Annotated in this window: 10 protein-coding genes; 7 read left to right on the top strand and 3 right to left on the bottom strand. The window is 38.7% G+C overall.

Features of this window, described 5'->3' with window-relative positions; all coding sequences use genetic code 11:
• Nucleotides 1-102: 102 nt before the first annotated feature.
• On the bottom strand, nt 103-2,370 hold the full coding sequence (locus tag I6F47_RS13230; RefSeq protein ID WP_165721312.1) for a TonB-dependent receptor: 2,268 nt from the start codon (nt 2,368-2,370) through the stop codon (nt 103-105).
• A 420-nt stretch (nt 2,371-2,790) separates the two neighbouring features.
• On the bottom strand, nt 2,791-3,651 hold the full coding sequence (locus tag I6F47_RS13225) for a mechanosensitive ion channel family protein (protein WP_007581304.1): 861 nt from the start codon (nt 3,649-3,651) through the stop codon (nt 2,791-2,793).
• Between the two features lie 201 nt (nt 3,652-3,852).
• On the opposite strand from I6F47_RS13225, the gene I6F47_RS13220 reads away from it, so the two are divergent.
• The 5 genes from I6F47_RS13220 (at nt 3,853) to I6F47_RS13200 (ending at nt 9,757) form a co-directional block, all read left to right on the top strand.
• Nucleotides 3,853-4,062 (top strand): hypothetical protein, encoded by a 210-nt coding sequence (locus I6F47_RS13220; protein WP_024590275.1) that lies wholly within the window; start codon nt 3,853-3,855, stop codon nt 4,060-4,062.
• 208 nt (nt 4,063-4,270) lie between these two features.
• Nucleotides 4,271-6,406, top strand: a complete 2,136-nt coding sequence (locus I6F47_RS13215; RefSeq protein WP_165721311.1) for a M3 family metallopeptidase — start codon at nt 4,271-4,273, stop codon at nt 6,404-6,406.
• Nucleotides 6,407-6,525: 119 nt separating this feature from the next.
• Nucleotides 6,526-7,377 (top strand): carboxylate/amino acid/amine transporter, encoded by an 852-nt coding sequence (locus I6F47_RS13210; RefSeq protein WP_197184000.1) that lies wholly within the window; start codon nt 6,526-6,528, stop codon nt 7,375-7,377.
• A 69-nt stretch (nt 7,378-7,446) separates the two neighbouring features.
• Nucleotides 7,447-8,778, top strand: a complete 1,332-nt coding sequence (locus I6F47_RS13205; protein ID WP_197183999.1) for a glycerophosphodiester phosphodiesterase family protein — start codon at nt 7,447-7,449, stop codon at nt 8,776-8,778.
• 244 nt (nt 8,779-9,022) lie between these two features.
• Complete coding sequence (locus tag I6F47_RS13200) at nt 9,023-9,757, top strand: dienelactone hydrolase family protein (protein WP_197183998.1); 735 nt, start codon at nt 9,023-9,025, stop codon at nt 9,755-9,757.
• A gap of 43 nt (nt 9,758-9,800) precedes the next feature.
• Here I6F47_RS13200 and I6F47_RS13195 read toward each other — a convergent pair whose 3' ends face one another.
• The gene (locus I6F47_RS13195) at nt 9,801-10,724 is read right to left on the bottom strand and encodes a LysR family transcriptional regulator (RefSeq protein WP_197183997.1); all 924 of its coding nucleotides are present in this window, start codon (nt 10,722-10,724) and stop codon (nt 9,801-9,803) included.
• A 157-nt stretch (nt 10,725-10,881) separates the two neighbouring features.
• On the opposite strand from I6F47_RS13195, the gene I6F47_RS13190 reads away from it, so the two are divergent.
• The gene (locus I6F47_RS13190; RefSeq protein ID WP_170072057.1) at nt 10,882-11,565 is read left to right on the top strand and encodes a type 1 glutamine amidotransferase domain-containing protein; all 684 of its coding nucleotides are present in this window, start codon (nt 10,882-10,884) and stop codon (nt 11,563-11,565) included.
• 116 nt (nt 11,566-11,681) lie between these two features.
• A complete protein-coding gene (locus I6F47_RS13185) occupies nt 11,682-12,263 on the top strand; it encodes a rhomboid family intramembrane serine protease (protein ID WP_010555361.1) in 582 nt (193 codons plus the stop codon).
• Nucleotides 12,264-12,323 lie beyond the last annotated feature (60 nt).

Genomic DNA, 12,323 nt, shown 5'->3' with positions numbered 1-12,323 from the left:
AATAAACCAATTAGGCGCTACTTTAGCAGCTCTAAAAGGGGTTATACAAATAAAAAAGCCTGCGCAATGCAGGCTTTTAAAATAAATACTTCTAGCTATTAGTTAGAAAAATCTAACTTTAAACTCAGCACCTACATAACGTTCTTCGTTAACAATACCCGTATTGTTATTAAAGTCTACAGCACCAATAACTTGTTGCTCGTCAAATAAGTTACGAACAAAAGCGGCTACTTCGTATTCGTAATCGCCTTCAGACCATGTGTAACCTGTACGCAAACCTGTTTCAATAAGCTCTTTACCTTCAAACTCTACTGATTCGTAAAGGAACATATTGATTTTACTGCGATAAGAAATATCACCGCTAGCGAAGAAGTTACCATCGGCAAGTTCTTTAGTGTAGCGGAGCGTAAAGTTAGAGATCCACTCAGGAGCATGCGGTAAGCTATTACCATCAAGTACAGCAAGACCAGAACCATTAATTGGGTCAGTTACAGTACATTGAGCACAAACAGCGACAGCTAAATCGTTATCTTTAATTTCTGTTTTATTGTAGCTTAAGTTAAACGTTGCATTAAACTCATCGCTTAATACCCACTGCGTATCTAACTCAAAACCATAGCCAGTCGTTTTATCAGCATTAACTAAACGGTTAAAGTTAGCACCACCGCCTACAGCGGTAAGTTGCTGGTCGTCCATTGTGTAATAAAACACAGTCGCGTTAACACGACCTTGGCCATCTAACACGTCTGATTTAATACCTGTTTCGTACGATGTTACAGTTTCTGATTCAGCTGTTGTTACATCATCACCAAACAAAATACGACCTTGTAAACTAGGTGCGCGGAAGCTGTTTGCTACACGGCCGTACCAGTTAACATCATCGTTTACTTTATAATTTGCAGATAAGTCCCAGCTAACATGGTCGTCACTAACATCACGCTCTACTAGTAAAGCACCACCGCCAATTGGGCTAAGTGTACGGTCAGCGACAAAATCTTTATCATCGTCAGAGTAGCGAAGTCCCGCTGTTACTTTTAAATCATCTGAAAAAGTATAATCTACAGAACCAAATACAGCCCAAGCTGTAGTATCTTGCTGTTGACGAACATAGCCATTTAAAGCACCAGCATCGGGTGTTGAGAATGTATCGTAGCTGTAGTTTTCAATTGTTAGTTCTTCATCGAAGTAAAAAACACCTACTTGATAATTTAAATCGCCATCAAAGTTACTAGATAAGCGTAGCTCTTGCGTCAACTGGTCGTGATCTGGAATGCCATCAGCACTTTCTGAAGAGAAAGGGATAAAACCAGGCCCCATGAAATCTGGAATATAAGAAGCACCGTAACCGCCGTCGATGTCAGCGCGAGAATAAATTTCAGCACTTTCCCATGCAGAAATTGAAGTGATTGTGTGATTTTTAAGTTCCCACTCAAGCTTTAAGCTTGCACCTTCAGATTCTACTTGTTGAGTAGAACGAGATGCCGCATCTTGATAAACAACATCACTTTCATAATTATCTACTAGCTCGTTAGTACCCGTTTTAATTACATTTGCACGAAAGGCAATTGGCGAGCCATCTAAATCACGTGTGTGATAGTTTAATAAAGCAGTAAAATCATCGCCTTCATATAAAAATTGAACACGTGCCGCTTTTTCAGTGTAACCACCTTGCTCGTCTTTAGCTTCAAAGCCTGGAGCTTGGTTATCAATGTAATCGTCTTTATCTTGCCATAATAATGAAACACGAGCAGATAAACGGTCAGTTAAAGCACCACCTACAGCACCACTTGTGTCTACAGCGCCACGGCTACCGTATGAAACAGAGCCATAACCATCAAATTCTTGGCTTGGTTTAACAGTATCAAACTTAACAAGGCCAGCTGGCGTGTTACGTCCAAATAAAGTTCCTTGAGGACCACGTAATACTTCTACGCGTTCAACATCAAATACTGGGAAGCCTTTTAAAATTGCATTTTCTTGAACGACTTCATCAACAACAAGTGATACTGGTTGTGATGCATTCAAATCGAAATCGGTATTACCTAAACCACGAACGTAAAAGCGTGGGAATGAACGACCAAATGAAGATTCAATAGATAAACTTGGAATTTTCGCATTTAAAAAACGAATATCCATACCAGCTGAGCTATACGCATCAAGGTTATCACCTTGTAGAGCAGATACTGCTACTGGTACTTCTTGAGCGTTTTCTACACGTTTACGGGCTGTTACTTGAATAACTTCTAGTTGATTACTTTTTTTAGCTGTTTTTTCTTCAGCAGCTAAAGAAGAAAATGAAGTACCTGCTACTGCAGAGAACAACGTTGCATTGATTAGGGTAGCTAACGTAGATCTTTTCATTGCTTTCATGTTGGGTTTAACCTTTTTTGTGCACTCTTGTTCAACGGTTTTTTGTGTTGCGCAATGTATTCATTGCGGGCTCGTTCAATTTTTCGCGACTTGCGTCATGCGCGCGGACCTTATTACCGAGAGTACAAAAACGATGTTATAAGGCTGAACGAACGATTAAGATTATACCATTGTGTGACAATTTTACTGCATAAATATAGACATAATTAGAAACTTTTTTGCAACATTTAACTACAAAATCACGTGTTTTTATCACTATTTAGATGCAAAATCCTAATATTAAGGACATATGTCCTTTATTGAATTTAATAAAATGGAGTAGGAAGAAGGGATTGTTTTACATGTTAACCTAAAATAGAAACACCTGTGTTTTTATTAAAAGCCGCCCAAGAGCGACTTTTAATATTTACTATATTTGAACTATGAGCGCTTAAATGCAATTTCACCGTCGATATGAATATCACGCTGCGGAAAAGCAATCACTACATCATGCTTTTCAAATACAGCGTAAATACTAAAACGAATATCACTGCGTACTTTTCTAAGCATGGTTTCAGACTCGGCGCACACCCAAAAAATAGCGTTAAATACGAGCGAGCTATCTGCAAAGTCATCAAATAACACCGATGACTTTGGATTAGCCAATATTGCTTCATGATCATCAAGCACTTGTTGAATAAGCTTTTTAACCAGTATCACGTCTGATCCATACGCAACGCCTACACTGACCGATGAGCGTGCATTGCCATCTATTAGCGTCCAGTTTGTTACTGTGTTTTCTAGTAGTTGGCTGTTAGGTATAAGCATATGTACGCCATCGTTTCGGCGAATACGTGTTGAACGTGTATTTATTGTTTCTACCACACCTTTTGCATTACCTACTTCTAAAAAGTCACCTATACGTATTGGGCGCTCCCACATTAATATCCAGCCACTAATAAAGTTATTAATAATATTTTGCGCGCCAAAACCAACACCAATGGCAATAGCACCTGAAACAAAAGCAAACGCAGTAAGCGGTATGCTTAATACTTCTAAAGATGTAAAAATTAAAATAGCGATACTTAAAATAAAGTAGATACGTGTAAATAAATGCACGGCATCTTGGCTTAACTTTTTTGCCAATAATGTTTTTGTTATTAGCTTGCCAATACGCGTCACAATAAACCAAATAGCGAAAAGTATTAAAGGCACTTTAATAATTTTTGCTACGGTAATGTGTACATCGCTGTAACTAAATACAACAAAGGCAAGAATTTGGTTTATGTGTTCTAAGGTCATTTATTTTCCAAAACAAGCAAAGGAGCGCTTTAAATTTAAATCGCTATAAAGTGAAAGCGGTTCAGTGTTGGGTAAGTTTAGCAGTCATAATATAACTAAAACGCCAAGTTAATAAGTTCAATATACTTTTTATGAACAATTTATTAACTCTTTATTGCACCGAGTGCTATATAAATAGTGTACAAGCACTGGAGATCACATATGACACAACTTACTTTAAATCAAAGACTCGCTACTTTGCAGCCGCAGGTAGACTTACATTTGTTTGAAAGCAGCCTAGATTACCGAAATAAAATTTTGTGCCTTCTTGCAGAACAAGAGCAAACACTGGCATCTATCAACAAAGAGTTTGGCCAACAACAACCTAGCAACTTTGGCTCTGAGAGAAAATTTGTACTTGGATATAACTAAGCAATTATGACTCAACGACTTATTAAGTAGCTCAGGTGTTTACTTTTAGAGCTACTTTTACCTCCCTTAAAGCTAAATATTAGCTAATTTGCGTTCAAATCCCCCTTAATACCGATAAACTTTATTGTATAAACGCCAAAATTTGATAAGTTAACTAGGTTTTTCGACTCGCAAAGCCTATTCCGGCTAATCTTTCTATGGAGTTATTATGCGTAAAACCCTGATCGCCACTACTATTGCTAGTGCCTTAATATTATCGGCCTGTTCATCTAACGATACACAAAACATGGCAAAAGAAGGCGCAGCACAAGTGCAAGACATGAACGCAAACAATGTTTTATTTAAGCCAAGCCCATTACAATACATGGCACCAGAGTTTGATAAATTTGGTACAAAAGACTACGAAGCAGGCTTTGACGCTGGTATTGCGCAGCATACAGCGCAAGTACAAGCGATTGCTAACAACCCTGCTCCTGCAACATTTAAAAATACTTTAGTTAAAATGGAATTGTCAGGGGAGCTATTAAATCGCGTATCGGCTGCGTTTTTCAATTTATCAGGCTTAATCTCAGATGACGAATACCAACGCATTAGCAAAAAAATGGCGCCGGTACTATCTGCTCACTCAGATGATATTTACTTAAACGGTGAATTATTTAAGCGCGTACAAACAATTTACGACAATCAAGATAAATTAAACGCAGAAGATAAACGCCTAGTTGATTTTTACTACAAGCAGTTTGTAAAAGCAGGTGCTAAATTAAATGACGCTGAAAAAGCTAAAATGCGTGAAATTAACTCAGAGCTAGCTCAGCTATCTACTGCGTTTTCACAAAACATTTTAAAATCGTTTAAAGAAGACGTTATTGTAGTTACAGATAAAAGTGAATTAGCGGGTCTTTCTGAAGGCGAAATTGCAGGCCTTGCAGCTTCAGCTAAAAAAGCGGGCAAAGACGGCTACATGATCACTTTGGTAAATACAACGCAACAACCAATTTTAAGCAGCCTTGAAAACCGCGACCTACGTGAGCGAATTTTTAAAGCTTCTGCAAACCGTGCAGCAAAAACTAACGGCCCTATTATTATTAAAGAAACCAACCTACGCGCTCAAAAAGCAGAGCTTTTAGGCTACAAAGATTGGGCTTCTTATGTAATGACGTCGCGTATGGCGCAAACAACTGAAAACGTTTACGGCATCCTTGATGACCTAGCACCAAAAGCAGTTGAAAAAGCAAAAATTGAAGCAGCCGCTATTCAAAAAGTGATTAACGATTCAGGCGAAAGCTTTGAGCTTAAACCATGGGATTGGACTTTTTATGCTGAAAAAGTACGTGCAGAAAAGTACAACTTAGATCCAGCACTTGTTAAACCATACTTTGAAATGCAATCGGTTATTCACGATGGCTTATTTTTTGCAATGAACAAACTGTACGGTATTACGTTTAAAGAACGTAAAGACCTTCCTGTTTATCATGAAGATGTAACCGTATACGAAGTATTTAACGCTGATGGCAGCGCTATTGGTTTATTTTACTTAGACCCTTACGCACGTGAAGGTAAACGTGGCGGCGCATGGATGAGTGCATACGTTAGCGAAAGCGGCTTAAAAGGCACCAAACCTGTTATTTACAATGCGCAGAACATTCCAAAACCTGCTGCAGGCGAGCCTACGCTAATGACGTTTGACGAAGTGTCTACTATGTTCCATGAATTTGGTCATGCTGCACATGGGTTATTCTCAGATGTTAAATACCCAAGCCTAGCAGGTACTGCAACGGCACGTGACTTTGTTGAGTTTCCGTCGCAAGCAAATGAAGATTGGATGATTGAACCAACAGTACTTGCAAACTATGCTAAGCATTACAAGACAGGTGAGCCAATTCCACAAGCTTTACTTGATAAAGTACTTGAATCGCAAAAATTCAACCAAGGTTACGGCACTACTGAATACTTAGCCGCTGCACTACTTGATATGGAATGGCATTCATTTGGTTCTGATAAAAAAGTAGCTGACGTTCAAAAGTTTGAGCAAGACGCGCTAGAAAAACACGGTATTGCTTACTACCCTGTTCCACCGCGTTATAAATCAAACTTCTTTAGCCACACATTTGCAGGTGGTTATTCAGCGGGTTACTACGCGTACCTATGGACTGAAGTGTTTGCAGCAGACGCCTTTGCACATATGGAAAACAACGGCGGCTTAACACGTAAAAATGGTGATAAGTTCCGTAAAGAAATCCTATCAAAAGGTAACAGCCGCGACTTAATGCAAAGCTATATTGAGTTTAGAGGTCAGAAACCAACTACCGACGCACTACTTAAGCGCCGTGGTTTAGTTGAGTAATCAATAAACTAATTTATTGATATACTAAATTTATAAAAGCCCGCTTGCGGGCTTTTATTGTTTATACATTAATTTATAACAGATAAACTGCTGCCATTAATTATTTAAAGACGACGGCTATGCGGTACTTATTTGCAGTAACTTTACTTTGGGCATTTTCATTTAGTTTAATTGGCGTGTATTTAGCAGGTCAGGTTGATGCATGGTTTAGTGTGTTAATTCGCATAGCACTAGCAACCCTCGTATTTTTACCATTTTTAAAGTTTAAACAAACACCTAAACCTTTAGCCTTAAAGCTTATGCTGATTGGCGCTATACAACTTGGTGTTATGTATAGCTTTTACTACCACTCCTTTTTATTTTTAAGCGTCCCCGAAGTACTGCTATTTACAGTAATGACTCCTTTGTACATTACCTTGCTAAATGATGCATTGAACAAACATTTTAACCCACGCTTTTTTATAGTCGCACTTATTGCTGTAATTGGTGCAATCACCATTCGTTACGAAAACCTAAATAGCAATTTCATAATTGGCTTATTATTAGTTCAAGGTGCGAACATAAGTTTTGCTGTAGGCCAAGTAACCTATAAACGCTTAATGATGAACAATAAGCTTGATGATAAAACCGTATTTGGATGGTTTTTTATAGGCGCACTTATTATTGCCACAATTTGTTATGCATTATTTGGTAATTCAAATAAATTACCAACCACTTCTACTCAGTGGGGCATATTGATTTATTTAGGGGTTGTTGCATCAGGCCTTGGTTACTTTATGTGGAATAAAGGCGCAACACTCGTTAACGTTGGAGCTCTGGCAGTCATGAATAACTTACTTATCCCAGCAGGGATTATTGTTAACGTGCTTATTTGGAACAGAGATGCTGACATAGTTAGGTTAAGTATTGGTGCAGCTATAATGTTAGGTGCATTATTAGTGAATCAAATACTTAATAAAAAAGTAAATTAATAAACTTGTAGCTAAATTGTCATTAATAATCATTAAGGTAGTACAAATTTTACTTTTTAAGGATAAACAATGAAACGTATTACCTTACTTACAGGCTGTATATTGTTAGCCACACTTGCTGGCTGCGACGACGATGTAGAAATAGTAGAAAAAGAAGTGGTTGTTACCAACACCGAAGTTGAGATTGTTGAAGTACCTACGCCTGTTATTGTAGAAGTACCAAACGGTGATGCGCCAGATATTCAACTAGGCACTCGTCCGTATTATTTAGTCAATGATATGAGCGACAGCGCTTTAAAAACACAATTAGAGTCATGCAGTGAAGGTCCTTTTTACCGCACCGACTTTTCTATTGGTCATCGCGGTGCATCAATGCAATACCCTGAGCATACTAAAGAAGCCTACATTGCTGCAGCTAGAATGGGCGCAGGCATTGTTGAATGCGATGTTACATTTACAAACGATAAAGAACTAGTATGTCGCCACTCCCAATGCGACTTACACACCACAACTAATATTTTAGCCATTCCTGAACTTGCAGCTAAATGCAGTGTGCCATTTACACCAGCAGACCCTGCTAATGGTGTTGCTGCTTCTGCAAAGTGTTGTACCAGCGATATAAGCTTAGCGGAATTTTTAACCCTTGAAGGTAAAATGGATGGTGCAAACACTAATGCAACTACCGTTGCCGATTACATGGATGGTACACCAAGTTGGCGCACTGATTTATATGCCACCAACGGCACATTGATGACCCATAAACAAAGCATTACACTGTTTAATGGGATGGGGGTGAAAATGACCCCAGAGCTAAAATCACCACAAGTAAGCATGCCATTTGATGGAATGACGCAAGAGCAATATGCGCAAAAAATGCTAGACGAGTACACACAAATGGGCGTGCCAGCCTCAAGAGTTTATCCGCAATCGTTTAACCTTGATGACGTAAAATACTGGATTAACACTAACCCTGACTTTGCAGATAAAAGCGTATACCTAGATGGTCGCGACAGTGAAGCCGGATTTGATACAAGTAACCCACAAACATGGCAACCGGGTATGGATGAGTTAGTGGCTGATGGCGTTAAAATTTTAGCCCCTCCAATTTGGATGATGCTAACAATAGATAACGAAAGCAATATTGTGCCATCACAATACGCAATTGACGCTAAAGCAGCAGGTTTAGAGCTTATTGCATGGAGCCTTGAGCGCTCAGGTCCGCTTAATGAAGGTGGTGGTTATTACTATCAATCAATTGCTGATGTTATAGATAACGATGGCGATATGATGACGGTCGTTGATGTGCTCGCACAAGACGTGGGGGTAATGGCTATATTTTCAGATTGGCCGGCTACCGTAAGTTATTACGCTAGTTGTAATAAAATGCCTGCAAGTATTTAATACCAATCTGCTTATATATGGGGTCTATTTAACGTTAAGAAAATTACGCTAGAACTAGGCAAAATTTTTTTTATCTAGTTGTTCTAAATAAAAAATTTTTAACGACGTTATAGTGAAATTTAATTCGTTAAATTGATCAAAGATTTATGCAGGTTGGTATAAATACTCAACAACAAAAGTCGTTTATTTTATCGCGCTCAGTTACCATAACACTATATATAATTTTATTTAACTGAGCGCTTTTATGATAATTCAACAACATAGTGCAGACTTGCCAACACCTACAGGTTTAATGCAAACAACCGTATATCGCCCTCAGGCGCAAGGGCAATTCCCTGCTATTATTTTTTATTCTGAAATTTTTCAGCAAACTGCACCTATTGCTCGCAGTGCAGCTATTTTAGCAAGCCATGGTTTTGTAGTGTTCGTACCGGAAGTATTTCACGAGTTAAATCCTATGGGCACTGTACTTGCTTACGACGATGCAGGTAAAGATAAAGGCAATGCAGATAAGTGGGCAAAACCACTTGAGCATCATGATAGCGACACGCAAACCATGATCGATTTTATAAAGCAGCAGCATTACTGCACAGGTACAGTGGGCGCCATGGGCGTATGTATTGGCGGGCATTTAGCTTACAGAGCGGCGCTTAATCCTGAAATTAAAGCGGCTTTTTGCTTATACGCGACTGACATTCACAGCGACACATTGCCTGCACAAGCTGGAAACAACTCATTTGAACGCATGGCTGATATACAAGGCGAAATTCACTTTATATGGGGTAAACAAGACCCGCATGTGCCAAAGGAAGGCCGCACTAAAATATACCAGCAATGCTTAAGCACTGGCATTAATTACCAATGGCAAGAAGTTAATGCCCAGCATGCCTTTATGCGTGATGAAGGTGAGCGATACGATGCAGCCCTTGCAATTAATATGTATCAACAAGCGGTTGCATTATTTAGCCGTACTTTATAAGTGTTTTATAAATGCTTTATAAATATTTAAAAAGCGAAAATAATTAAACACTTTTCAGCATACCTAAAGCGGTATGCTGTTTTACAAAGTACGCTTTTAAGTAATCAATAAATAATCGTAGTTTTTTAGAACCCGCAGCTCCTGGTGGAAATACCCCATAAAGCTCTATATCTTTACTTTTATAATCATCTAATATTATTTCAAGCAGCCCAGCTTGTACTTTAGGCCACGCATCGTAAAGCGGAATACGCCCAATGCCATGTCCTGCTTCTACAAATGCCGTACGCGCAGCTGCGTTATTAGTACTTAACCCGCCTTGCATTGTAATGTCGTGCTTTTTACCATCTTTTGAAAGTGTTAACGTTTTACTTCCTAGCTGATAAACCACCCATTGATGATCTGCCAATTCTAAAGGCGTTTTAGGTTTACCAAAATGTGTAAAGTAATCCGGCGCGCCACAAATACAAGTGCTCATTGTAGTAAGCTTGGTTGCTTGCAAGTTGGAGTCACTCAGTGCCACCCCTCTAATTGCAAAATCAAACCCATTTTTAATAATATCAACCACATCGTCAGTAAGCTGTAAGTCTATTTGAATTTTAGGGTATTGGCGCTTAAACGTATTTATTGCGGGCACAATTAGCTGCATACCTACATTTACAGGGCAGCTAATTTTAAGTAAACCTTGTGGCTCACTCTTTATATTTTCTATTTGTTGGTTAGCCGCATTAGCTTGTTCGGTAATTATTCTACAACGTTCATAGTAAGCAATGCCCGCCTCAGTGAGTGCCATGGTACGAGTTGATCGATTTAATAAAGTAACTTCAAGCTGAGTTTCTAACTTTTTTAAATGATAACTTGCTACGGCTCGCGTAAGCCCTAACTGTTTAGCGGCAGCGGTTAAACTGCCTTGCTCTACAATTTGCGCAAATACGACCATGCTCTTTAACTGCTCAAACGACACCTTCATGTGTGCTCCGTAGCGTGTTTTAAATTCAACCCACTTATTGTATCAATTATTAAACCAATAAAGTTAAATTTATCATCGTTGTTTAAAGCTCTGTTAGTGCATATAGTAATTGGTAAGCAAGATAAACTAATTCAAATCATCAGAAGGAATATATTCAATGTCTAAAAAAATACTTATGGTTCTTACATCTCACGCAGAACTTGGTAACACTGGCGAAAAAACAGGTTTTTGGGTAGAAGAATTTGCAGCCCCTTACTATGCATTTGTTGATGCAGGCGTTGAAGTAACATTAGCGTCTCCAGCTGGCGGCCAACCACCAATTGACCCGACAAGTACACTTGTCGATTTTCAAACAGATGCAACAAAACGTTATGACGCAGATAGCGCAGCACAAACACTTATGGCAAACACTAAAGTATTGAGTGAAGTGAACTCAAGCGACTTTGATGCTGTATTTTACCCAGGCGGTCACGGTCCATTATGGGACTTGGTTGACAACACTGATTCAATCTCACTTATCGAAAGCTTTGTAAAAGAGCAAAAGCCTGTTGCTGCGGTATGTCATGCAAGTGCTGCATTTTTAAATGTTAAAGATGCTGATGGCAATGCATTAGTAGCGGGTAAAAAAGTAACTGGTTTTACTAACTCTGAAGAAGCTGCAGTGCAACTTACCGATATCGTGCCATTTTTAGTTGAAGATGAGCTAATCAAAAAAGGCGGCGATTATCAAAAAACTGACGACTGGGGTGTATTAGCGCTAGTAGATGGTTTAGTAATTACCGGCCAAAACCCAGCAAGCTCTGAACTAGCTGCAAAAAAACTATTAACTAAATTAGGTTAATAGTGAGTAATAATTAAAATTAAGCACAGCATTTTATGCTGTGCTTTTTTAATTGCTTTTCATTAGCAAATACAATTCCTATACTGGCAACTCTTAAAGTCAATTAGGGCGATTATATGGCAACCAAGCCAACCACACTGTCATTACTAACTAGTACCCGTTTCGCAATATTTAGTATTGTTGTTATTTGCTTCGTACTACAGGTGATCAATAGTCTACCTGGCATAAATCTTAATGGTTTAGGCATATATCCACGCAGTATCCAAGGATTAATTGGCATACTATGCGCACCTTTTTTACATGGTAGCTGGTGGCACTTTGCCAGTAATATGATCCCATTTGTAGTGTTAAGTTGGCTAATTTGCCAGTACAGCGTAAAACGTTTTTATAACGTATTTATTTTTACCGCTCTAGTTGGTGGACTGTTAGTTTGGGCATTTGGGCGCAGTAACATACATGTTGGTTTAAGCGGTGTTATATATGGTTTATGGGGCTTTATTCTATGCTACGGCTTAGTAAGACGCTCATTAAAATCAATTATAATTGCTGTTGTAGTGGCTATACTTTATAGCGGTTTTATATGGGGTGTTTTACCCCAGCGCTATCATGTATCGTTTGAAAGCCATTTATTTGGAGCACTAAGCGGATTGTTTTTAGGTTATAGATTAGCAAAAGCCGATAAATTAAAAGGTCGGTAAATTAAGTATTAGGGCCTTTAATTAATTTTTTATGGCCACATTTACCATATATGTATTTCA

It is taken from the genome of Pseudoalteromonas sp. NZS37 (assembly GCF_015864265.1).
In the GTDB taxonomy this organism is placed as follows: domain Bacteria; phylum Pseudomonadota; class Gammaproteobacteria; order Enterobacterales; family Alteromonadaceae; genus Pseudoalteromonas; species Pseudoalteromonas arctica.
The sequence above is the reverse complement of the archived record's forward strand: the minus strand, read 5'-3'. Positions and strand labels throughout refer to the sequence as shown.